The 22,733-nt window shown below is 57.7% G+C and carries 22 protein-coding genes and 1 pseudogene; 8 read left to right on the forward strand and 15 right to left on the reverse strand.

Going from position 1 to position 22,733, the window contains the following annotated elements; all coding sequences use genetic code 11:
• Nucleotides 1–230: 230 nt before the first annotated feature.
• From EPAKOI_RS15330 to EPAKOI_RS15345, 4 genes are all read left to right on the forward strand, one after another.
• A complete protein-coding gene (locus EPAKOI_RS15330; RefSeq protein ID WP_124682078.1) occupies nucleotides 231–776 on the forward strand; it encodes a transposase in 546 nt (181 codons plus the stop codon).
• Nucleotides 777–887: 111 nt separating this feature from the next.
• Nucleotides 888–2,327 carry an IS481 family transposase gene (locus EPAKOI_RS15335; RefSeq protein ID WP_008651549.1) on the forward strand — a complete coding sequence of 480 codons (1,440 nt, stop codon included), beginning with the start codon at nucleotides 888–890 and terminating at the stop codon, nucleotides 2,325–2,327.
• Complete coding sequence (locus EPAKOI_RS15340; protein WP_008651548.1) at nucleotides 2,324–3,157, forward strand: ExeA family protein; 834 nt, start codon at nucleotides 2,324–2,326, stop codon at nucleotides 3,155–3,157. Before EPAKOI_RS15335 ends, EPAKOI_RS15340 begins: the two co-directional genes overlap by 4 nt.
• A gap of 53 nt (nucleotides 3,158–3,210) precedes the next feature.
• Nucleotides 3,211–3,426 (forward strand): hypothetical protein, encoded by a 216-nt coding sequence (locus EPAKOI_RS15345; protein ID WP_011229369.1) that lies wholly within the window; start codon nucleotides 3,211–3,213, stop codon nucleotides 3,424–3,426.
• Nucleotides 3,427–3,512: 86 nt separating this feature from the next.
• Here the strand turns inward: EPAKOI_RS15345 and tnpB (EPAKOI_RS15350) are convergent, their stop codons facing one another.
• Nucleotides 3,513–3,869 carry an IS66 family insertion sequence element accessory protein TnpB gene (gene tnpB, locus EPAKOI_RS15350; RefSeq protein WP_423192543.1) on the reverse strand — a complete coding sequence of 119 codons (357 nt, stop codon included), beginning with the start codon at nucleotides 3,867–3,869 and terminating at the stop codon, nucleotides 3,513–3,515.
• Nucleotides 3,866–4,243, reverse strand: a complete 378-nt coding sequence (tnpA, locus tag EPAKOI_RS15355; RefSeq protein WP_038319240.1) for an IS66-like element accessory protein TnpA — start codon at nucleotides 4,241–4,243, stop codon at nucleotides 3,866–3,868. The genes tnpB (EPAKOI_RS15350) and tnpA (EPAKOI_RS15355) overlap by 4 nt, the downstream gene beginning before the upstream one ends.
• 1,172 nt (nucleotides 4,244–5,415) lie before the next feature.
• Between tnpA (EPAKOI_RS15355) and EPAKOI_RS15360 the strand changes: the two genes are divergently transcribed.
• Together EPAKOI_RS15360 and EPAKOI_RS15365 are read left to right on the forward strand one after the other, a co-directional pair.
• Nucleotides 5,416–6,405 carry a hypothetical protein gene (locus tag EPAKOI_RS15360; protein ID WP_423192544.1) on the forward strand — a complete coding sequence of 330 codons (990 nt, stop codon included), beginning with the start codon at nucleotides 5,416–5,418 and terminating at the stop codon, nucleotides 6,403–6,405.
• Nucleotides 6,383–7,795 carry a tyrosine-type recombinase/integrase gene (locus EPAKOI_RS15365; protein WP_423192545.1) on the forward strand — a complete coding sequence of 471 codons (1,413 nt, stop codon included), beginning with the start codon at nucleotides 6,383–6,385 and terminating at the stop codon, nucleotides 7,793–7,795. The genes EPAKOI_RS15360 and EPAKOI_RS15365 overlap by 23 nt, the downstream gene beginning before the upstream one ends.
• A 133-nt stretch (nucleotides 7,796–7,928) precedes the next feature.
• Here the strand turns inward: EPAKOI_RS15365 and tnpC are convergent, their stop codons facing one another.
• From tnpC to EPAKOI_RS15430, 13 genes and pseudogenes are all read right to left on the reverse strand, one after another.
• Nucleotides 7,929–9,518, reverse strand: a complete 1,590-nt coding sequence (tnpC, locus tag EPAKOI_RS15370) for an IS66 family transposase (protein ID WP_008652249.1) — start codon at nucleotides 9,516–9,518, stop codon at nucleotides 7,929–7,931.
• Nucleotides 9,519–9,549: 31 nt separating this feature from the next.
• Complete coding sequence (gene tnpB / locus EPAKOI_RS15375; RefSeq protein ID WP_008652247.1) at nucleotides 9,550–9,900, reverse strand: IS66 family insertion sequence element accessory protein TnpB; 351 nt, start codon at nucleotides 9,898–9,900, stop codon at nucleotides 9,550–9,552.
• Nucleotides 9,900–10,364, reverse strand: a complete 465-nt coding sequence (gene tnpA, locus EPAKOI_RS15380; RefSeq protein WP_008652244.1) for an IS66-like element accessory protein TnpA — start codon at nucleotides 10,362–10,364, stop codon at nucleotides 9,900–9,902. Before tnpA (EPAKOI_RS15380) ends, tnpB (EPAKOI_RS15375) begins: the two co-directional genes overlap by 1 nt.
• A 167-nt stretch (nucleotides 10,365–10,531) precedes the next feature.
• Nucleotides 10,532–11,335 carry an NYN domain-containing protein gene (locus EPAKOI_RS15385; protein ID WP_423192546.1) on the reverse strand — a complete coding sequence of 268 codons (804 nt, stop codon included), beginning with the start codon at nucleotides 11,333–11,335 and terminating at the stop codon, nucleotides 10,532–10,534.
• Nucleotides 11,316–12,659 (reverse strand): hypothetical protein, encoded by a 1,344-nt coding sequence (locus EPAKOI_RS15390; protein WP_423192547.1) that lies wholly within the window; start codon nucleotides 12,657–12,659, stop codon nucleotides 11,316–11,318. Before EPAKOI_RS15390 ends, EPAKOI_RS15385 begins: the two co-directional genes overlap by 20 nt.
• The gene (locus EPAKOI_RS15395; RefSeq protein WP_423192548.1) at nucleotides 12,660–14,672 is read right to left on the reverse strand and encodes an ATP-binding protein; all 2,013 of its coding nucleotides are present in this window, start codon (nucleotides 14,670–14,672) and stop codon (nucleotides 12,660–12,662) included.
• A gap of 14 nt (nucleotides 14,673–14,686) precedes the next feature.
• The gene (locus EPAKOI_RS15400) at nucleotides 14,687–15,553 is read right to left on the reverse strand and encodes a DNA adenine methylase (RefSeq protein ID WP_423192549.1); all 867 of its coding nucleotides are present in this window, start codon (nucleotides 15,551–15,553) and stop codon (nucleotides 14,687–14,689) included.
• A gap of 595 nt (nucleotides 15,554–16,148) precedes the next feature.
• Nucleotides 16,149–16,703 carry a hypothetical protein gene (locus tag EPAKOI_RS15405; RefSeq protein WP_423193535.1) on the reverse strand — a complete coding sequence of 185 codons (555 nt, stop codon included), beginning with the start codon at nucleotides 16,701–16,703 and terminating at the stop codon, nucleotides 16,149–16,151.
• Nucleotides 16,704–16,763: 60 nt separating this feature from the next.
• Nucleotides 16,764–17,144 (reverse strand): annotated as a pseudogene (locus EPAKOI_RS15410) (TniQ family protein); the annotation flags it as partial.
• Complete coding sequence (locus tag EPAKOI_RS15415) at nucleotides 17,141–18,091, reverse strand: TniB family NTP-binding protein (protein WP_423192550.1); 951 nt, start codon at nucleotides 18,089–18,091, stop codon at nucleotides 17,141–17,143. The gene EPAKOI_RS15415 and the pseudogene EPAKOI_RS15410, both read right to left, overlap by 4 nt.
• 2 nt (nucleotides 18,092–18,093) lie before the next feature.
• Entirely contained in the window at nucleotides 18,094–20,073 is a 1,980-nt protein-coding gene (locus tag EPAKOI_RS15420; protein WP_423192551.1) for a hypothetical protein, read from the reverse strand.
• Nucleotides 20,070–20,876, reverse strand: a complete 807-nt coding sequence (locus EPAKOI_RS15425; protein ID WP_423192552.1) for a hypothetical protein — start codon at nucleotides 20,874–20,876, stop codon at nucleotides 20,070–20,072. Before EPAKOI_RS15425 ends, EPAKOI_RS15420 begins: the two co-directional genes overlap by 4 nt.
• Nucleotides 20,877–21,194: 318 nt before the next feature.
• Nucleotides 21,195–21,584: a helix-turn-helix domain-containing protein gene (locus EPAKOI_RS15430; RefSeq protein WP_423192553.1), complete on the reverse strand. Its 390-nt coding sequence runs from the start codon at nucleotides 21,582–21,584 to the stop codon at nucleotides 21,195–21,197.
• Nucleotides 21,585–22,026: 442 nt separating this feature from the next.
• Between EPAKOI_RS15430 and EPAKOI_RS15435 the strand changes: the two genes are divergently transcribed.
• Nucleotides 22,027–22,329, forward strand: coding sequence for a type II toxin-antitoxin system Phd/YefM family antitoxin (locus EPAKOI_RS15435; protein WP_423192554.1), 303 nt, complete (start codon nucleotides 22,027–22,029; stop codon nucleotides 22,327–22,329).
• Between the two features lie 16 nt (nucleotides 22,330–22,345).
• Nucleotides 22,346–22,732: a type II toxin-antitoxin system RelE/ParE family toxin gene (locus EPAKOI_RS15440; protein ID WP_423192555.1), complete on the forward strand. Its 387-nt coding sequence runs from the start codon at nucleotides 22,346–22,348 to the stop codon at nucleotides 22,730–22,732.
• Nucleotide 22,733: the final 1 nt, after the last annotated feature.

Consider the following 22,733-nt stretch of genomic DNA (forward strand, 5'->3'; position numbering starts at 1 on the left):
GCCAAGCCACGACTAAAGCACGGTGATCGCCTCATCGCGGCCCAGGCGTTGCCAAGGCAGGCCCAGCACCAGCGCATCCAGTTGCTCTCGGCACAGTGTGCATAAGCAGCTTTCGTGATGCCGAAAGCGTGGGGATTTGAGCAAGAACGGTGATGGACGCTGGAGGGGTTCCCTCAGGGAGCGTGCATGCACGCGCCTGAGGGAAGATGTCGCCTTTATTGTGTCGAGCAATGAAGGAGACCTCAGCAGTGTGCCATGCCTTGCTACAAACGCCAGCGTTTTTTGCCCTGTTGCGCCGGATCGACGAAGACTTGATGAAGGTGGCGCGAGACAGGGGCTGCTGCCATTGCGGCTCTGTGCTGCACAGTGCCAACTATCCGCGTAAGCCGCGCGGATGCCCACCGGCAGCACACCCGGACTGCAATACGCGCCTGAGCCTGTGCTGTGCCGGATGCCGCAAACGCATGACGCCCGATTCGGTGCGCTTTCTCGGCCGGCGTGTCTGGCTGGCCATTGTCCTGGTACTGCGATCGAGCCGTGCCACTGGCGCCTGCCTGGACGGCCTGCCGGCGATCAGTTGGGCCACGCTCAAGCGCTGGCGTCAGTGGTGGACCGAGACCTTCCCCAAGACCCCCGTCGGTCGGTGGCTGCGTGGCCTCATCCCGCCAACGCCCGAGCCGTTCATCTATCCCGACTGCCTGCTGCAATCGGTCGAGCACGACAGCGAAGACGAGCGTCTGGCCGCGGTGTTGCTTCTGCTGCTGGGCCCGGCCTGACCACGCTGGCTGAGGGATGCGCCAGATAGGGGAATCTCCCGCAGAACATGTCGATGGCGGGTCACCCGCACTGCCCGTAGCCTGCTCCCGTTATCCCCCCAACGGAGAGTCATGTCACTATCGATTGATCATCGCAACCGATGGGCGCGCTTGCGCTTCTCGGTCATTGGCCCTTTGCTGGCTTCGCCGCCTGCCAAAGGAGAATTGCAGCAAGCGTTCCAGGCACTGGCCGCCAAGGTCTGGCGGCACCCCATCACCGGCGCCGACGTTCAGTTCGGCGCGTCTTCCATCGAACGCTGGTATTACCGGGCCCGTCACGTCCAGGATCCGGTCGATCAACTCAAGAACCGACTGCGCGACGATTGCGGCCACTTCGTCAGTCTGAGCCCAGCCATCATCGAAGCGCTGGTCGAGCAGTACCGTCAGCACCCCGGCTGGACCATGCAGTTGCATTACGACAACCTGCGCGTCGCGACCAAGGATGGCCCGGACACGCTGCCGTCCTACACCACGGTGTGCCGGTATCTGAAGGCGCAGGGTCTGGTGCGCAAGCCAACCCCGCGCTCGAGCACGGATGGGGCCATCGCTGCTGCGGCTCGCCGCGAGGCACGCGAGGTGCGTAGCTACGAGGTCGACCACGTGGCCGCGCTCTGGCACCTGGACTTCCACCATGGTTCGCGCAAGGTGCTCACCCCCGATGGGCAGTGGCACAAGCCGCTGCTGCTCTGCATTATGGACGACCATTCGCGGCTGGTCTGCCACCTGCAGTGGTTCCTCGACGAGACCACTGCCTCGCTGGTGCACGGCGTCTCGCAGGCGATCATGAAGCGAGGGCTGCCGCGGGCCATCATGACCGATAACGGCGCAGCCATGATGGCCGACGAGTTCGTCGAGGGGCTGGCCAGTCTGGGCATCCTGCACCAGACTACCTTGCCCTACAGCCCATACCAGAATGCCAAGCAGGAACGCTTCTGGGGACAGCTCGAGTCCCGGCTGATGGCCATGCTCGAAGGTGAGTCGCACCTCACCCTGGAGCAATTGAACCTCGCCACGCAGGCCTGGGTCGAGCAGGAATACCACCACAAGGAACACGCCGAACTCGAGGCGACGCCTCTGCAGCGCTACCTGTCCTGTGCCGACGTCTCGCGCCCCAGTCCCGAGGCGCTGGCCTTGCGCCGGGCCTTCCGTATCCGCCAGCATCGCCGCCAGCGCAGAACCGACGGCACCTTCACGTTGGACGGCGTGCGCTTCGAGATCCCCGGCGCTTACCGCCACCTCGAGCAAGTCTGCCTGAGCTACGCGCGCTGGGATCTCTCCCAAGTCGACCTGATCGATGCGCGCATCGGCGCGATCCTGGCCGCCGTGTTCCCGCTGGACAAGTCTGCCAATGCCGACGCACGGCGCGCGCATCTCACGGCCAAGGGTGCCTCGCCTGCTAACGAGGAACCCGCGCAGGCTGGCACTGCGCCGCTGCTGCGTCAGTTGCTCGCCGAACACGCCGCCACCGGCCTGCCGCCGGCCTATCTCCCACCCGCACCCACCAAGCTATGAATCAACCCAACCTGCTGGCCTTGTACGGTCTGAAGTTCAACCCCTTCGCCCAGGACATCCCCGTCGAGGCCGTGTTCGTGCCACCCAAGCTCGATCACTTCTGCTGGCGCATTGAGAACGGTATGGCCCGCGAAGGCGGCTTCGCCATGGTGCATGGCGACCCCGGTTGCGGCAAGAGCGTCACGCTGCGCCTGCTCCATCAGCGCCTCATGCGCGTCCCCGATCTGATGGTCGGCTCGATCGCTCACCCACAGAGCAATCTGGCGGACTTCTATCGCGAGCTCAGCGACATCTTTACCGTACCGCTCAAGCCCCACAATCGCTGGGGCGGCTTCAAGGCGCTGCGCGAGCGCTGGCTCACCCACATGGAGGCCAGCCGCCGCCGCTGCGTGCTGCTCATCGATGAAGCCCAGGAGATGGCGGTGCCAGCCCTCTCGGAACTGCGCCTGCTCGCACAGGCACGCTTCGACTCGCAATTGCTGCTGTGCGTGGTGCTTGCCGGCGACGCTCGCCTGCCGGAGAAGTTCAGCCGCGAGGACCTGATCCCGCTGGGCAGCCGCATCCGCTGCCGTCTGGCGCTGGAGAGTGCGAGCATCGACGAGCTGCAGGCCTGCCTGGACCACTTGCTGGCCGCCGCCGGCAACGCCACCCTGATGACCATGCCATTGCGCCAGACCCTGTGTGAGCACGCCGCCGGCAATTACCGCATCCTGATGAACCTGGCGGGCGAGCTTCTGGCCCAGGCCGCGCAGCGGGAGCTACCGCAGATCGACGAGAAGCTCTATCTGGAAACCTACAGCGCAACCCTGAACCGCCGCGCCAGGCGGTGAGTGGCGCCGTTGGCCATCGCCGCCACGTCCATCAACACAACGACGACATCACCATGACCTTCCACCAGCCATCCGGCATCGCCCAGGGGCTGCCCCTGCTCATTGATGCCAACTGGACGCCCGCGCAGGCCTGGGCTGTGATCGAATTGCTCGACGATCTGCGCGACCGTCTGCATGCTCACTATCAATTGGCCTTGGCCCAGTGGCTGGCCGAAGATCGGCAGGAGCATCCTGATGGCCTTGGCGATCTCGCAGATAACGACTTCTGATCCAGTAACAAGGGGCCCGCCGGGCCCCTTGTTACATCAGTGCCGCTGCTCCGCATCCGGTCCACCGCGATAGATCGCCACGTCCATCAGCGTTGCCCGACGGCACGCAACATTGGTGATGGACGGTGCCGCAGCCGACCATCAATTACCGTGCTCGCGCATCCATCGAATCTCGTGCTCACGCACAACAGCGGCGTCGCGATGGCCGTCATACCGTCGGTCCAGACGAAGCGGCCCTTATTGAGTCGCCGCGCCGCTAACCAGATACCAATGCCGTCGTACATCAGCACCTTGATACGCGTCGCGCGCTTGTTCGTGAAGAGATAAGCATGATGCGGTCGGGCGGCTCCGAATACCTTCACCACCCGAGCCAAGACCGTATCTGTTCCCGCTCGCATGTCCAGCGGCTCGGTAGCTAGCCAGATTGCCTCGATGCGGATCAACGCAACCACCCCTGAAGCCATTCGCCACACTCTGCTGCGGCCGATCCTGGCCAACGAATACTGATCGTCGCAGCACCGCGTCGCACTTCGATCTGTATATCCGGTATCGCAGGCGTCGGCGTGGGATCGCCGATCTGCAACGGGATGAACTCGGCTTGGGGTACTGTCATCAATGCGCGGGCTTCGCCCGCGCTATCCAACACTTGGTGTTCAGCGACCCAGCGTCGCAGCAGATTCGCGTTCACGCGATGGTGCAGCGCTACCGCCGCAATCGAAACACCCCGATGCAGGCAGTCCTGAACGGCTTTAGCCTTGAACTCGGCGCTGTGCCGACGTCGGCGTCGCGCTGGTGCGCTCTCTTCGATAGTGTTCACGTCTCCACCAAGAATTTAGATGGACACGATGCTCCTTGCTCTCCTGCTTCCCTTCAAGACGGGTTCACCGGGCGCTTACCTTCGTCGCCGCAAAGCAAGCGGCTGAGCGGCTCGATGCGGACGAACGGAATCGACTGCTGGCACGCATTACCCTGGCAAGAGAGCTATTGGAAAATCGGCATCCCTTGCACACGCTGCTTGACTGGAGGGCGCCCGGCGAGCGAACCTAACCTCCGAATTGCCCCTGGCATCGAAGATCTGCGCCATCAACACCAAGAGGGATGCCAACCACGTGAAGATACTGTCGAGTCTGGATCGTAGTCGACTTTCGACTCGGCCGCCCCCTGCATGCTCATTTGAGGCAGTTGTCGGCCCAAGATCGGGCGTACGAGGCCCAACGCGACAAATGCCTCAACCGCGTGGGGAACGATCCAAAGCACCCACGCGCGGCTGCTCCGACCACCGGGCAAGCGAGAACGCGCCATCGAGTTGTGTCGAAATCTATTCCCTAGGCAGCACGTGTTAATCGCGGATGTGAGTTACCGCACAATGCTTCGCTCGAGCGCCCCTTAAGCTACCCAGGCGCCGAGAAGAGCTATTTATGCGGGCGGGTCTAGCATGTGCAGATTACCCCTGGCGGCAGTACAACGTTTCATCGCACCTTAACCGATCGACCGATCGCACGTTCAACAAAGTATGGATCGCTGCCGATGCGTCCCATTTTCGCCCGTTTGAGAGCCCAGAGCTCCGGCCTCTGGGATACCGAGTACATCCGGCACTGGAGGGATATTCCTGACAGGCCATACAAGCTGACAGCAGTACTAGAGCTCTATCTGGAAGCGCGAGAGCGGTTCCAATCAGAGAAGGCGCGCAAGGGGATTCGGCTTGCATTTGCGCGAGCGGTGACCGTGCTGGGAGATCGGTGTTTTACCCGCGTTAGTCGAGATGACGTGGTTCGCTTTGCGCAGTACCTCGCAAGTCAAGGCCTTACACGCGGCGGCATACAACACTATTTATATCTCCTACACGCCGGAGTGCGCGCATTCATAAAGGAATACGCACTTCCGCGCCACAATCCATTCTCTTCGTTTAGGGCAAGTGAGATTTGGCCTGACGTCGCCGAGCGACCCACATTGACACCCGAACAGTTGGCCTCACTTAGAGCGGCGTGCATGAGCAAGGACGATGACATCCGCTGGATGTTGGCAATGCTCATCGATTCAGGTGCACGGGTTAGCGAGATCGCGGGTTTAGCGCTTGACGACATTCATACGGAGAGCCACCCGCCATACCTCGAGATAGTGGATCGTCCGTGGCGCACACTAAAGACGCCGGCGAGCGCGCGAAAGGTACCATTGATAGGCGCAGCGCTTTGGGCCGCTGAGAGGATTCGCTGCAATTCCCTCCGTGATCAAAAAGTAGCATTTCCGCGCTACGTAAGAAGTGGAAAACTCCAACACAGCGCCAAAGGAACGCTGGGTAGCTGGCTTTCCCTCCGTGACTTCGGTGCGAATCCCACAGCCATACGAAGAACCTTCGTCGACCGATTGAGAATGGCGGGCTGCCCCGAGGATGTCCGTGCGAGTATCGTTGGCTGGCGCCTAGTCGGCATGGAGGAAGAGTATGGCATCGGCTTCAATATCCAGACTCTGCATCGTTGGATGCTTCCCATCACCGGTAGTCACCAGATCGTCAGTGATGTAAATCTAACTACTGGTGTAGAGCGAAAATTATCGCTCTATGAGTGTGGAATTGCGGTCATGAAGCTAGTCGGTGCCCTACCGTATCCCAGCTTGATGGAAATGGTCCGCGCGGGGCGGATCGAACGGCCCGACATCGTTCGCGGTTTGCGTTACGCGAAACGGCATGGATGCATCGCGCTCGAAGAAGGCGCCAACCGAGCCCGTAGTCCCGCCTACCGACTCACAGGCGTCGCGCTTCCCTCTGGTCCATACGCTGTGAGGCCGCGGCAGCGACGAATGGCGGGCGCCCCACACTATGACCATCGCAAGCTCCTGTTGTCGCTTCCTTGGCCATCCCGTGTACAAGCCGCTCCAACTCCCCAACTTGAATTCCTCTTCGAGGGCCTGAAAGTTACAGGGCGGAGATCGTCCCATAGAATTCAGCAGCTGTCGCGCCATGACAACCAAGACACGAAATAGATTCGATGGGTTTTCAATACTTAAGTCGCGAGCTGTACGCCGGCAACAGGTTGTCGAAGCACGTCAACGTTACCCACTCGAGTCTGCATTTTCATACTACGCGAAGACGAAGAGCGAAACCAGCGTAGTGAATACCGGCACGCTGATTCGTGTCTTAGGTCACGCTCAGCGGTGCTTCGGCAAGTCTCGCTGCATCACTGAAATAATGCCGAAGGATGTGCGTACCTACATCAATGCAGCGCTGGACAGAGGGTTGAAGACGGGAACCGTACACAGGGAAGTCAGTGTGCTATGCGCTGCTACCGAGCGATACATCCGCGATCATGACTTGCCAATCCGTAATCCGTTCTATCGCGCGCCCGTGCCACGGGTTGGCCACGACGCGAAGCGGTACGAACCCGTGCCCCCGCAACAACTGATTGAACTGATGCGCTTGTGCTATGCCAAGGACGACGATATTCGTTGGATGCTTGCCATCATGATGGACACTGGGGCTCGTACTGCGGAAGTATGCGGTGCCGCGCTCGCGGACTTTCGCGTAGATCATGACCCACCGCACTTTGTGGTCGAGGAGAAACCGTGGCGTCGCGTTAAAACACGGGCCTCTAAGAGGAAAATTCCTCTCGCCGGCATCGCATTGTGGGCTGCCAAGAGAATTGTGGAAACTGCCGCACCCGGTCAGATTTTTGCGTTTCCCCGATATGTTGAGAAGAACGGACACATGCGTAGCTGCTCGAGCGCTTTCAAGTCCTGGCTCTTGGCCAGAAACTTTGTCGGGGGCCCGCACTGGTTTCGCCACACATTTGTGGATCGCCTTCGCACGGTAGATTGCCCAGTTGACATGCGCCGAGCTCTGTTAGGTTGGTCACCTCGTAGCGCGGAAGGTCGATACGGAGTCGGTCCCAGCCTAGCATCGCTCGCAAAATGGGTTCAGACCATTACCTCGAACGATTTTCAGTACGCCGTTCCGTTTGGCACGCAGCGACGCTTGAGCACGCCGCTCAACACCTATAACAACACGGTGCAAGTTCTCCGGGCTTTAACAGCGCTAGGGAAGGCCACAGTCATTGAGCTCGAGGCGGCAACGAGACTGGATCGCTACGAGCTCGATCGCTGCCTGCGCTATGGCCGCGATCATGGCGCTATTGACTTAGAAGCGCCGGTTGGCTTTGAGACCCGTCGGCGTCATCGTTACTCCGTGACCGGAAAATCTATTCCGCCGATTCAACATCCGAGAAGAATCGTTGAGCGCCCCGCTCATACGCCAGCCTTTACACCTGAACATCAATGGACGGCTATTTGCCGCACGTCTGCAAACATTGATTCTTTTGATGGGAGACTGGGCCTGGTTAGGTCTGCCAAGCGAACCCGACTAAGAGTGAAGGTCTAGGCGGCCCGTTGTGCGAGAGGCGTCGTACGCAGGCGTTATGAACGTCGATAGATATGGATCTGTTGCCGCGCCGAGCGCGATCCACTGTAAGCGGTCTTTTAAGGGCGCCCCTTGCGGCCGCCGGCGGTATCCGCTAGACGGTTGAGGGCTTGAGCCTCCAGGGCAGCAGAGCCTCGTAGTCGTCGGCGGTCTGTGCGTGTGGCAACGCCTTGAACAAGGCAACGAGATACTGATACGGATCGACGTCGTTGGCCTTGCAGGTTTCCACCAGCGAGTAAAGACTTGCGCTAGCGTTGGCACCGGCCACGGTGTCGCAGAAGAGGAAGTTTCTCCGTCCGATCACGAATGGCCTAATCGCGTTCTCGCAGGGATTGTTCGAGATCGGCCAGGTTCCGTTCTCGATGTAGCGCACGAGCTTTGGCCACTGCCCATGCAGGTAGTGCAGCGCCTTGCCGAACAGGCTTTGCGGCAGCACGGTATGCAGATGTTGCAGCAGCATCGTTTCGATCTCGGCCAGCAGCGGCTGGCTTTGTTCGGCGCGAACCTGCTGCCGTTGTTCCGGCTTCATCTTGAGCGTGTGGCTTTCGATGGCAAACAGCTTGCCGATGCGCTGCAGGAATCCGGTGACCGGGTGGTCGGGGCGTTTGTCCTTGGGCAAGGCTTGCTCCGCCTCGACCAGGTAGCGGCGCGCGTGTGCCCAGCATCCGAGATGCACCAACTGATAGGTGTTTGCGACGTCGTCGTATGGTGCATAGCCGTCGGTCATCAACACCGCCCCAGGCTTGATGCCGGCATAGAGAGCCGTAGCCTGCTTTGTCTCGCGTGTCGGGCTATAGGCAAACAACCGTACCGGCGGCCCTGTGCCATTCATCTGCGCCCATAGGAAGCTCTTTCTCTGGGCAGGCCTGCCGGGCTCCTTGAGCACCTGTACCGTTGTCTCGTCACCGTACACGACGTCTGCTTCCAGCAGATGGTCACGCAGCAGGTTGATGATTGGCTGCACCGCCTGGCCTACTCGCACTATGCTTGCGGCCAGGGTGCCGCGAGAGAGGTCCCCGCCGAAGCGATGCAGCAGCGCTGCCTGGCGGTACAGCGGCAGGCCATCCTGATACTTCGAGGTGATGCACCAGGCCAGCGCCGATTCGGTAAGGAGTCCCTTGGGAATAATGCGCGCCGGTGCCGGCGTCGTCTTGATGCCGCCGTCGCAGCATGGGCAGGCGTACTTGACCCGCTGGTGCTGGATCACGCGGACCTGCTGCGGCACGATGTCGAGCTGTTCGCTGACCTCGACGCCAATCTCGACCAGAGCCTGGCCATCGAGGGGGCAGACGCGTTCCGATTCGGGTAGTTCGTGACGAACCTCGACACGGGGCAGCGCCGGGTCGAGCGGCTTGCGGCCGCGCTTCTTGCGTTTGTGTCCGGCCACTTCGGTCTCGGGCGTACCTTCTTCTTCCTGCGCCGGCTGCGCGGCCGCCGTCGCCAAGGCCTCGGCCTCATTGAGGAACAAGTCCTTCTGCTCCGAGCCTCGCGCCTCGCTCTTTGCGGCGAACAGCTTACGCTGAAACGCCTTGAGCTGTTCCAAGAGCAGGTCTCGCTGGACCGTCATCACACGCAGTTCGCCCTTGATTGCCTCGCGTTCCGCGAGTATTGCCTTGAGCTCGCGCTCGGCGTCTCGCAACAGTTGCAGCTCGGCGGCGGTAACGGTGACGGGCGTGGATGGCATGGCGGGTTAGACCGCTGCCGCCAAACAGCGTTCACGCAGCGCGATGGTATTCTCGGTGCGGGTGCCGGCGCATCGCCTCGATGTCGATTCCCTCGAGCAGCCAGTGCAACTGTTCGACCGTCAGCGTAGCCACAGCCGCCTCGCGTGGCCAGGCAAACCGGTCCGCCTCCAATCGCTTCAACAATAGCCAGAAGCCGTTGCGATCCCACCCGAGAATCTTGATGCGATCGGCCCGCTGGTTACGGAACACAAATACAGCCGATGCAAACGGATCCAGCCCGAGCGTCTGCTCGACCAGCAGTGCCAGGCCGTTGATGTTCTTACGGAAGTCCACTGCGTCGCGATGCAGATACACCCGCAGCTCAGCGTCGAGCCGAAACATCAACGGTCTCCACTCAGTGCTTCGATCATTGCCTTTACGAGCCCAACGTCTCGCTCGCTGCATTCGAGCTCAAGTGATACACCGTTGGGCAGCTTTGCGCTCAAGAGCGCCAGCGGTTGCGCTTGCCGCGGTGGCGGATCGCCAGTCGCTGATGCCGCTTCGTGACGCGGCACCGCAACCTTTGCAAGTGTCTCGATTGGCCGCGAATCCTGAACCTCCTGGACAACCGGCACGAATGCCGGCAACGCACCTCGCGCCTGCACTGAATCTCGGTAGTCCCGAATCCATTTGCGCAACTGGTTAGCGTTGATACCGGCCTTGAGCGCCGTGCCCGAGACCGATGCTCCCGATTGAAGACAGAACTCAATCAGACGCCGCTTGGCCGCTGGCTCGTAGTCGCGCTTCCCATTGGAGCGGACTCGCACCGCCTGCAGCGGAAATAGGTCAATCTCGTCTTGGATCATGTTTGCGTCCGCAAAGTCTTTGCGGACGCTAGCCTGCCAACGTTCAGCCTTCAATACCAGACGTCGTCAATTGAGCGCTTACGATCCACTGCCGATCGACAGGAAGCAGCGACGTCAGAATCTAACGCCGCCTCTTTCCGCACCGTCGTGGAGAACTATCGAGCGCCCTAGGACAAGATGTCGGTAATCCGATTCTCCCCACCCGGCGACGTGGTAAACCGAAGGTGCCCACGAATCGCCATCTCCTTCACTAAGGGCATGAAGTTCTTATAGATGGTCCGGGAGACATCGAAGCTTGGGTCGAGCTCTTTCATCTTGTTATTGGCGGTAGAGACGTTCACCGGCAATTTTCCGCGCTCGATATTGCGCAGAGCTTTGACAAAGAGATTCTCAATCGCGTCATCGAACGTCCGAATCTTGGCCTGTGCGAAGTCCTCCAGGAACAACAGGGTGTCGAAGGCTTTGGCAAGAATGGCCCTGTCCTTGTCCTTGCGGCGGCATGCTAGCCAAACCTCCCTCCCATATTTTCGTAGCCGATCACCGATGACGGTAAAGTCGGAGTCGCTGGTGAGAAAGCAGTAACGATCGATTCTCGGGTTGCCAAGGTAGAGAGTTTCGAATGCATCAAGGCTAATGCAGAGATCCGCGCGGTTCTTTTCAACGCCTATCTTGGGCGTATCGATCAACGTAAAGTTGTGGTTAATCAACTGTTCTTTGAGGGTTTTCTTAGCATTACCTTGACTACCGTAAGCCGCCTTGATCACGAAGATGCAATTGTGGTCATCCTCCGCGAGAAGTAGCGCGCTCATCAGATCCTCGAGCGCAAAGTCGATGGATGCAACGTTCTCCATATCGACATAGACCGCGATGTTGAGCGCTTGTTTCTTCATACCAGGTGCAGCTTGATTCGACAATTGGACCAGACAGAACGGCGTCAGAACTCTGCAAAGTTCAGCGCTGTTGACCGTCAAGAAATCGCTGGAGGATGGTTGCTGATGGATAACTAGACATTGAAGCGATCCCGTTCGCTAGCTCTACGGGAAACAATGCCCCCTCGAACTTGTGGCTAATCAGCGAAGGCAGCGTGGCCAATATCCGCGGCAACCCGATAAGATCTTCCTCAAGTGGCCGATCAGCTTCGTCGATGTAGTTCCCTGTGGGTACATTCAACACCATGTATGCGCCTGGATCGATCTTCACATACAGCTTTTCGCCCCAGTTAGTCCGCAATCCATATGGGTTAGACAAATCCGGAGAACGATAGACTTCTCGTCGCACGAACGCATGGGTCAGCGGGGCGTAAGTCATCGGTTCACCCCTTGAATGTGGCGCAGCAAATCGCGCGATAGAGTCGAGATGATCGAAGAACGCGCCACTCTTCTCTTGGCCGACGATATGCACGGGCCGCTGTTGTCCTTTAGCGAACTGGAGAAAGGCACGGATACTCGGCACAAGCTTCGAGTACTGGCTTCTCAGCGTCAACGGCCCATCTTTTATGAACAGCGTGTCAGTAACCAGAGTACGATCTGTGTGATGCCACATCAGCCGCACAGCGGTGAAGAGCATTAGATGCTCCATGACCAGCATGTATGAGGATGCCAATGACTCGGGAGCACTGTCCTCGTCCATGTCCAGATGGAAACCGCACACGTCTGAAAGAAAGACTTCACCTTTGCAGTGCGGGCACGGTTGCGCGTCTGTTCCGTGGGCAAGACCGTCTGCAATCTCTTGTCCGCAATGGGGGCACTGAAAGCCAGGCGAGCGTGTTGCCGACGACTTGTCCCACTCGCGGTATGCGAGCCAACGAAGGGTGTCATAAAACGCTCCGCCCTGGTCCACTCGCATGGAATCGCGGACAATGTGGCGCACAGCGTCATAGTTGCTGCCAAGGCCAGTGCGCACGTTCTTCAAAGGAAAGACAGTAGCGTGCTGAACGCCACTGTCCTTGAGTGCATCTCGCAGCAGAAGGGGGTGTGGCAGATCCTTGTCGATGGCATCGAGTTTGGCCTTGTCTAGCATTAGCAGCGCCGTCTTGACGAACGCCACTTCCTTGGGCGGCTTTTGACCCGAGCTTACGGAAACGAATGAGCCATCGACAGCCCAAATGCCTCTCAATTGCTCTATCCCAACTGGATCAAACGTTTGCCAGACTGTATTCGATGGGTCGCCGTCACGAGATTTCGTACTCTCAAAATCGTCGACAAGGCTCTTTACCCAATCGCTCTGGGTCACCGCCAAATGCCCTAGTTTGGATGCGGACTCCCCCGGCAGACGCGTGCCTTGACCGTATGGCATTCAGAGGACTCCGTTCGACAGCGCTTGGCGAGCCTCAAACTTTGAGGCCTGCGTGGGCACGACAAACCTGTGCGACATGGTGAGCATGCGCATGTACCCTGGTGTCTTTGCTCTCAAGATATCCTCTTCCACGCCTGAAAAAGCGATTTGAACTCGCGATAGGGCCTTTGTCTCATCCTGGCTGGAGAGGTGCCCCACAAAAAAATTCTCAGTTTGGGCAAGTAGCTCCTTGTTGATCGTCGACGGCGATTGCGTCGAATAAACCATCCCTATGTGGAACTTCGCCCCTTCCTTGGCGAACCGAGCATATACGCCGGTCAGATCTTTGCTGTCTGGCGGAAACAAATTGTGCGCTTCCTCGAAATACAACTGCACGTACTGATTTCCCAGTGCGTTGGCTACGAATTTTCTTTCTTGAGCACGAAAAACCGAAGTGGAGAGCATGTTCGAAAAATATCTTCGAATGGAGTCCGTGGCATTTCCGAGGTCGAGGATCACCGTCCGGCCTTGATCGAGAAGGCTCAGGATCTCCTCTTGGAAATTGCCCGCATTCGCAGCATGATATTCACGATACGGGCGAATCACCGTGGGGCCTGAGCCCGTAGCAGGGTTCAAGAACTCGAGAAGGGCCGTTGCATCGGCATCGAAGCCCGGGCGGCCATCGCTGCTTTGAAGGCTCGGATCGTTAGGGCATTCGCGCCGGAATTCCGCGATTACCTCCAACTCGGCCTGCAATTGGTCCAAGTTCGCGGGATTCGGCGGGACCGCCTGGTTTTGTCGCACAGCAGCGTATGCTGCTTCCCTGAGTGACTGCTTGAAGTGACAGTCGAAATGTTGAATGTCCTTCGTTGCATGCAAGTTCAAACTCCGAAGGCGTGCAGTGTCAGCTGTAAAACCTGCTTTGTTCAAAATCGCCCAGTACATCTGAATTTTTCGAACAGCGCGCGCTTTGTCAGACGTCGTCATGCCTGCGATGTCGGCCAAGTCTGGAAGCGTTACACCCGCGAAACTTCGGATGTAGTTGGACATCTTGTTATCTTGAGCAAGCATCTGACCCAGAACCTCAAGACAAGAAGCAGGCTGCTCGTAAAAGTTCATTCGCAGCGGTCGCGATGGCGTGCCGGGCCTTTCCGTCAATGCATAGACCTGACAACGAGCTTCATTGGCGGAACGCAACGAGCGATTGCCATCCTGGGGATTATCATTTGCATACTCGCCGTTGATGTCAAAAATAAGTTGGCCCACCGAGTGGTCTTGTGCGGTCGCGTCCAACATTCCCTGGGCCAACAGCTTGACAACATTCGACTTGCCCAATCGAGTTTTGCCGAACATGGCCGTGCGGCACCCCTTAAAGTCCTTCATCGAGACTTGGACTGGAATGTTGGTGATACCACCATCACTGAACAGCCCACATTCCATCGTACGTAACGCGCCAATCTCAACGCGACTGTCCTGCTTGACCATTCCATTGACGATCAGCTTCAGCAGTGCGTCGTCTGGCGCGAAGACCTTGTAGCGGTGTGCACTCACCACGTTGTTCACGTCACCCGAAAACTCAAGGCGGCGCATGTCCTGCGGATTTGCGTAGAACATTCCAAGCACATCGCAGTCGAGCGCCCCCCATTGCAACTCGCTCTGGGTCCAAACGTCGAGCTCGGGCATTGACTTCTTGTGTAGTTCGAAATAGGTTTGCTGGACCTGGCTCGACAGCGGAGTAGGGGATACGCCGGTGACACGAAGCAATGTGAAATGCGGCGGTGTGTTACCGGCGTTCACCGGCGTCATAATCAAGAACGATCCACGGGGGATGCCGCCAACAGCCAACTTGTATGGGTCGCTGGTGATGATCTTTGCTGCGTCGAACCCGAGTTCCAGAACGTACCCCACGAAGCGCATCTGATCGATTTGACGAGCCGTCTCCATAGCGTCTTCCCGAGCCAAAAAGGTTCTCAGTGCATCAATTGGATTACCTTGAGTGGCGGCGGTGTTAAGCAATGCGCCAAGTTCTGACATTCTTTTTGCTCCCCCTAGATGTTGGCTCGAATGATGAGTTCTTCAAAGTATTTGCGACTCGCGCTACTCGCAGAAATGTGCGAGTAACGAGACACGACCTCCAGCTTGAACTCCGGTTGATCGTAAAGACTACGCACGGACTGATGGTTGGCGTTGGTGCAAAAGACCTGAGCGCCCCGACGGGCTGCTCGCTGTAACGCCTGAGCAAGTCGCTGCTGATCTGCCCACGAGAATAGGATTTCGTTGTACTTTAGAAAGCCGTTGTAGTTGTGCAGTACGGTATAGGGCGGATCTGCAAAAACCAAATCGCCATCTTCCGCCCGGTCGACCAAGTCCTCAAAGTCGCCCGCTAACAACTCTGCCCCTTGCAGCAGGCGCGACATTCCCGCGAAATCATCCGTCTCGATCAGGACTTTGTTTTTTGTGCCGCGGGGCACATTGAATTGTCCCTCGCGGTTCACGCGGTAGATGCCGTTAAAGCAAGTACGATTAAGGTAGATTAGCCGGGATGCCCGCTGCGTGAGTTCTTCAGGTGCCTGACCGCGCAGCCAGTAGTAATACGTATCTGCATCCTCGCGATGACGTCGCTCCCGATACTTCAAGCTATTTACGAGACCCTGCCAATCGCTTTGGATCGCCTTATATGTGGCGATCAGTTCGCTGTTGGCATCGCCAAGCAGTGCTCTATCGGGCTGCAAATGGAAGTAGACGGACCCGGCCCCAACGAAAGGCTCAATGTAAGTGTTAAACGTCTTTGGCAGGAGGTGGGCGTGGCTAGTCACTAACCAACGCTTGCCACCCGCCCACTTCAGGAACGGTACAAATCGTGTTACTTCTGGCTCGATTGCGCTGCCCAATTCTGTCGGCCCCAATTCCGTCATCCCGCCTGCCCCAAGCGGATACCTTCATTTTGTAACTAGGCGGCACTTGTGATGTGTTCGCCTCCCTAGCTGCGCATCTTACTGGATGCGCACACGGCGTCGCCAGACTTATCTGGTGGGGTATCAAGGGGCATTATCTGCCACACGCGCAGTGGTGCAAAAATCTATAGCTTGAATGTTGTGCTGGCAATACAGGCAGCGCTCGGTTACTCTTTATTTGAATACCGTCACAGTTTCAGCCATGGCCACCAGTCGCCTAGCCAACTACATTCTTAGCGAAGAATTCCACCGAGCAGTCAGTGCAGGCGTGCGTGAGGCAGTCGCACGGGCACGAGCTGCCGGTGTAGAGCCCCCTGGCATTTCCCGTATAGAGGACGCTCCTCGGATAAAGAAGCTGACAACAATTGACGGCCCGCCATCATTGAAGGTCACCGTCCTCGAGGACGAGGCTTTGGAGCAATGGCTCAAAATCGGAGGGATGAAGCGCGACCAGTGATTTGTCGCCTACGATTCAGCGAATGGCACATGCCTGTGGTTCAACAATTGCCGCAGTGCAATGCTGGCCTTACTTGACCCTGTAGCCCCCAAAGCAAGTTCATCCGGTATCCTTCGATGGCGTCAGGTCCAACGACTCCTGGATCTGCAATCGCGAACTCCTCCTAAGCGTTTTGCAGAAGTTTGCGTTGAACGCCGCCTCGAACGCCGACCGCACGAACGGACTACATGCCCACAGCTCGTCCGAGATGTAGTATCGAAATAGGCGCCACAACCGCATCGCTAATACCGCCTTCTGCTGCCCGTCACGCATCGGCATCGACATCTTGGCGAAGACTTCATTGAAACCCGCCGGCCAATCAGATAGAACAAAGAGCAACTGCTGAGCAATGTACGCGCGTGATGGTCCGCTCGTTACCCTTCTGTCTGATATGAGGGCACGCGCCTGACGGCCGAACACATCGCTCAAAAAATGAAGGGTATGCAGTCGCCTGTGAATAGGCTCCAAGGCCAGGTACTCAAGGCTTGTGGCGAGAGTCGCGGGAACTGCTTTTAGCTGACCATCCTCCACAAGATTAGCTATAGCAACTTCTTCATCGGTTGCCTCCGTAACAATAGGCGCCTTCGACTCGCATACGCAGTAAGTCAGCGTCACCCATGGATCATTTCCCACTGGTCGACCACAGCGTTGGCAAGCAAAGTACAGTCGCACCTTGTGGACCGGGCACGTTGTCAACAAGGTGCAAGCCCAGATCGATTTCTGATACCCGTTCTGACGGACACACTTCTCGCAACATGGTACACGCGCCATGCTGGGTGCAAGCATGTGCTCTGGAAGCATTACTCTTCCGGCCATGCTGTAGAGTGTCCCATCTTCACCGATCTGCCAGAAGCCGCCGAGTCGTAGCGCCTCATCAGGCAAGATCCTGCAGCGTTCTGCAAATGCCCCGATCAATGCATACGAAGGCTTGCGCGTCCTTCCGAGGAGTTCAAAGCGGAGGCGATCGAATGTTATGGCGTTAGCCTCGCCAACCCGAGTCAAATAGCCGTGAAGGGACTCCTCCGGAAGAGGCTCTACACGAATCGGAACTCTCACGACGGCACTCCTCGGCCCATGTTGATAAGTCGCGAGGCTTGCTCAAGGTATTTCTTCGATAGTTTGTGAGACCTTTCCGTTGAGGCAAGGAATACAGCGCGGCCCAACAATCTCTTCAACTCTCGGAAATTTCCCGATGATGCTTTGTGCAGCCACAAAGCCATCTCCGGTGATGCAAGACCTCCCAGCTCGGGTAGAGGTAGCGCGCGATCGAGAGCCGAAAGGACCTGAACCCAGTCTGGACCACGCACGTAGTGTGTCATCTCGATTCGCCCCGGAAATCGACTTCGTAGTTGGCTATCAGTATTGAACGCATCGAGGAATTCCGGTGGGCCGAAGAATCCGAAGGGTATTCTGGTCATGTCGTGCGCGAACTTGAGGTAGTCTCCTGTAGCACCCGTTAGGCGGGCAGAATTTCGTCTCGGCCCCGACGACGGCATAAGATGGTGCGCCTCATCGAAAAGCACGATCTTGGTTCGACATACCGAAAGCGTCCGGAACAGCACGGCGTCAATGTTTGGGCCGACCTTTACGTTTGCCAGTGGGTTTCCGAGCTCATGAAGCAGCTGTTGAGCTAGTCCTGCCGGAGTTGGCCGCTCAGGGAGTCGAATTTCAACTACCGGCTTAGTCGAGGAGAAGTAGCTTTCGCTCGGCGGGAACTTCTTCTTGATGTCCTCCAACAACACCGTCTTGCCCGTCCCGCCCTCCCCCGCCACGCAGAAGCCACCTGGAAACGGTACGCGGCAAGCAACGTCCATAAGCGAACGAACACTGTCGTCCATCATCTGGATGTAAGGAGTCTTTACTACGACCTTAGCCGTAAAAGTCTCGCGATCTTCTGGCGATCCATTGAGTGCGCGCTGCCGAGCATCCGCAGGTGAAACTGATTGATCGGCAGATGTAGGCGCTGGAAAGTCTAGCAGTCCTTCGCGACAGCTTCCCGACATCGTCAGATCCCCCAGTCGAGCTCAGGCAAAACGGCGTCCGGCAACAACACGTTGGATACCGGAGTAGAAAGAGGATCTCGCGGCAATGGCACAATTGAATTGTGCTCGGCGTTCAATGTCCCCATGGAGGTTATACCTGCGGCTCTGGCCAACCTAACCTTTGTCTTGGTCTCTTTGACAGCGAGCGCGTTGCGGATTTCATACTGCATTACATCCTTAAACCCACCTAGTGCCTTGGGGTGCGCATCACTGCTCCCAGTCTTCTCCCTTGCCAGTTGCCGAATGAGCTTGTGCTGGTACAGCGTTAGGCCGGAAGCGTACTGCTGGTCTGTACAGGGGACCTGTATGTACCGCCTTTCATCCGGATGCAGTACGTATACCGAGCCAATGTCATTGAACGAAATCCGGCAATGCACGCTTCGGCGTCCGTATCGCTTGAACATGGCGTTGAGCTCTCGGCTCGCGAAGCAAAGTCGATCTCTGCGAATGCCATCGTTGCTTAACGTCCCGTCGAACGGGAGGCCAAGTTTTATTCGCATCTGATTTGGGTCAATCGGTAAGTGCGGTGGTATGTCCTCTTGGAATTCCGTCCAAACCTCCAGCGGAGAGCGGCCGGTGCGTGAGTTGGGAGTAACGTTGTGCTCGTCGACCAGCCACTTGTGCAGCAAGAAGACAAATGTGCTGAACCGAATCACTGCGTGCTTACGTGGGTCATAGTCTCCTCGACGAGCTATCGAACCAAACGTTCTGCCTGGCATCGCCTCAAATAGTGACTGCTCCATCGTGCCAAAGAATCGCTCAATGGATGGCTTGTGCCACGGCGTCCGCCTTTCGCACCATTCCGGGTATGCGTTTAGATCGTTAAGCATCGTCGCGCAACGGTCGCTTGCGAAATCAGCGCCGCGGTCCATGACATATGTCCTCGCAAGACCGTGCGAGGGCCACGGATTCTCGAGCTCCGGCCACATGGCATAGGCTTTCTTATGTTCGAGCATCGAGTGCGCCAGTGCGCCGGATATGCACTCGAGCCCTGAAGGTGCGAAGCTGATGTAGAAGCCGAGCACCATGGAGCTCTTCCTCTCCTTGATCGCGGTAATTTTCGGACGCCCCAGCGGAAGCATCACGCGGTCATCAATGACAACGCAGTTAATTTCAGAGTGATCAATCTCGGCATAATCCATAAGGCGGTCTGCCTCCATCTTGCCTCGGACCATGCGAAACTGTGCTCGCGCGGCGTTGTATCCGTGCCTGGCGACGGCAACGTCATATGCGTTCAGCTTGCTGGAGTGCCTGTAAAACGTTCTCTCCGACATTACGGGGAGGGGTCGCATATGATTAGCGGCGCGCTCACTGTTCTCCTTCGCCGCAAGCGATTTGTATGTTCTGTACGCCCCTCTTACGGACCCTCCTTCCCGAATGAGATAGGTCTCGCGCAAAGCCCGGTCGGCTGTCTCTAACACTGCCGCGCTTCGCGGTTGCCTTTTACGCGGCCAAGCGGCGCCGGATGCTAGCGCCGCTGGGTCATCGTCTGCCTCCTGATATTGCTTTACCCAATAGCTCACGGTCGATGCGCCTGGCGGTCTTCCGTCTCCGATTTCCTTTGCAGTGAGATAGATGACATGCTCCAGCATGCGTAGCTGACCTCGGGTCGCGCCGTGCCGCATGGACGCTCGCACATAGGCCAGCTTCCTTTGGAGATCTCTTTGCCAATGCTCAGGGAGATCGCTCAATGGCGCCGGAAACGATTTGCTGTCAGTCTTCGGCTGGTACCGGATCTCCGCTTCATTAACGAATGCCGGAACGATCTTCACCTCGCCGCTCGCATATGCCTCAAAGAGCTTCTGCACGGTGGTCGTGTAGATTTTCCCACTCGCAACGCTCTCAAAATGAACGTCGTCACCGGCCCGCGATAGAAATTGGCAGACATCGTCTCCATTAATACGGACAAGAAGTCCTTTCCCAAGGATTGGAGGCGTACTCATTGCACATCCTCCTGTGCATGTCGTGAGCCAATCGCATCAGCGCGTCGGCGTTGAGCCTGCTGATTTCCGCCGGCACTTCGTGGCTGAGCACGAGCGGGAGCGTCGGGGAATCCTCCAACAAAATCGAAGCCGGACCGTACCATATCGATTGGTCGTACAGGCGCCTGAGGCGTAGGTGGCCATTTACCAACCGGTCCACTTTCCAGAAGTGCGTCCTCCAGAGCAGCATTGCACCGGCTTGCAGCGAAAGTTGCTTCATAGGTGATCCCAAAGCCGGGGCGCGGCTGTGAAACGAGAATGGACAGCCGGCTGTACGGGACTTCCATATCCAGGAAGAGCCTTCGATGCGCGATGAGGCAGAGGATCTCGTACTCCTCTGCGCCTGATCCACACATGAGATCCTCCACGGTGCAGCCATCAATTGGTGTGGCCTGGATGACTTCACTTGTTCTATCCGCGGCAACCTCGTGGCCAAGGTATCGCTGAAGCAGCGCCACGTTTCGTCGCCTGTGATCTCCTCCGATTTCGGCCTCCGTGGCGAACTCCAATCGCAGCGACTGGGCCTGAAGGGAGCGTGCGATCTGCAGGTACTCGTCGGCCTTTCGTTGTAGAAGCTCGTGTGGCTTAATTTCCAGCAAACACTGCGTGGATGGCCGTACGACGTAGACATCCGGTGTATAGGTACGATGGCCTTGAACTTTGAATACCGGCAATCGGTACGGCTGGGTGTACAGGGCGTGTACGTCGTAGCAAAGGAACAGGGTCAGAAGGATGTTCCTTTCTAGCTTGGACTCCCACTCCATTGGATACGGACAGAATTCCGGAAGGCGAAACTCGCCTGTAATCCGTGTTGGTCTGGCTCGACGTATCAATCTAGCCGGCTGGCTCGGCGGCGACAGGACTACTGGGCCGAGGGCAAGCCCTCGCTGCGTTTGTGAAGGCATGACGTCTCCCTGCCGTCGGCTTGACTCTATGGTCAAGACGACGGCATACGTGCCGCCTTGCCGGACAAGGCGGCTTGACATGCTTAGCCGGGGAGACAATACTGAAGGTGCGAACCGGTCAGTGTCTCACTGGCCAAGCGGCGGGAATGCTTTAAGGCGTTCTCGCCGTTTTCTTTTCTATAAGGCCTCCTCAACAGGACGGTTCTCGAAAGTCTTTGCCAACTGACAAAGGGCTCGGATTTCCCAACGGGAAAGCCTTGCTACGGTGGAGACCAGCTCAAGCGTGTCGGACCGAATAGCCGCTGGGAATATCAACTCGATCTCGCGTCCAACGCGTTCTGCACAAGCCGCCTGGTAGACCTTCAGCCGATCCTCCGCTGAAGCATCTATCGCAGCGAGAAACGCGTTCAGAACGTGACCGCTGGGCGCCCCCTTTCTACCTGCCTCCATAGATGCCAAATACGATGGGTCGATACCTGCCTTCTGCGCGACGACTTTTTGGGGCTGCCCGGAGCGCTTCCTGGCAACCAACAACAGCTCAGCAAAAGTGTAGTCAGTGTGCAACATTTCGCGTGATCCCAGTCGGCTCCTGACAACAAGTACAAGAGGACTTTCCCGAAAAGTAAAGTACATCGCGGCCCACTTCTTCAAGGATTTTTTTGATCACAAGATCCATGAATTTAAAGGTTTTTTTGTATTGATATACCGATACAAAAGGTATCCGTCTCGAAGGGTCTGATCCAAAAGGAAAAGCCGGCAACTGACCGTCATCGCACGTCACTGCTGATCTGTGATCGTTCTTGAGTCCGCAATGCGGCGAAAAGTGGACGGCGCCGGCATCGAGCACCCGGACGGCCGCTTTCGCATCGGCCGTCTCACACGTTTGACCCATCGCACCCTCGGAGGGCAAGACCACGCCAAATCCAGCGTCGCCACGCACCTCGCCAGCGCACAAATTGCGATATCATGTACGTTATTCTGTACAAATTAGCAGCATAGGGTGTAAGCAATGTCCATCTCAGCCAGCGATGTGATTCCGCTGTCCCAAGCTAGGGCCAATCTGTCCGAACTGGCCGACCAGGTAAAGGCCGGCGCCGAGAAAATCGTCACAAAGAACGGCGAAAGCTACGTTGCCATCATCGACGCGCAGCGGCTCGATTACTACCACCAGCTAGAGCGAGAACGCATCCACTTACTGTTGATTGCAGATGCCAGCAAGAGCTTGCCTGACGTGGCTGCCGACAACGTCAAAGATGCTCGTAGCGCCCTCTCCGCCCTCAAGCAGCGCCGCACCATTAGAACAGCCGGCTAACGGTCCGATTCGTGCCGTGACAGCCCGCCACACCGTCAAACTCACCGCCAACTTTGAGCGCAATCTCGATGAAATCGAAGCGTTCCTGCTAGAAGCCGAAGCCAGGCAGGTCTTTGATGCGCTGTTGGACGAACTGACGGATGCCATCATCCCCAATCTGGAGCGTTTTTCCTTTATGGCTCGGTCCTTCCTCGAACGCCCCACCCGCTCCGTGGAAACCAGCAACGGCATCGCTCGCCTGACCGAACAATTAAACGCCATTGCCACAGGTTGCGAACTGCGCGAGTACGTGATGACGAATTACCTGCTGATGTATGCGCAGAGCAAAGGAACGGTTTATCTGCTCTCGATCCGCCATCACGGACAGCTTTCGTTCGATCTGGCAAGTCACTGGCTAGCGTGAG

The sequence above is a fragment of the Cupriavidus sp. H18C2 genome (assembly GCF_049393795.1).
GTDB classification, from domain to species: Bacteria; Pseudomonadota; Gammaproteobacteria; order Burkholderiales; family Burkholderiaceae; genus Cupriavidus; species Cupriavidus pauculus_C.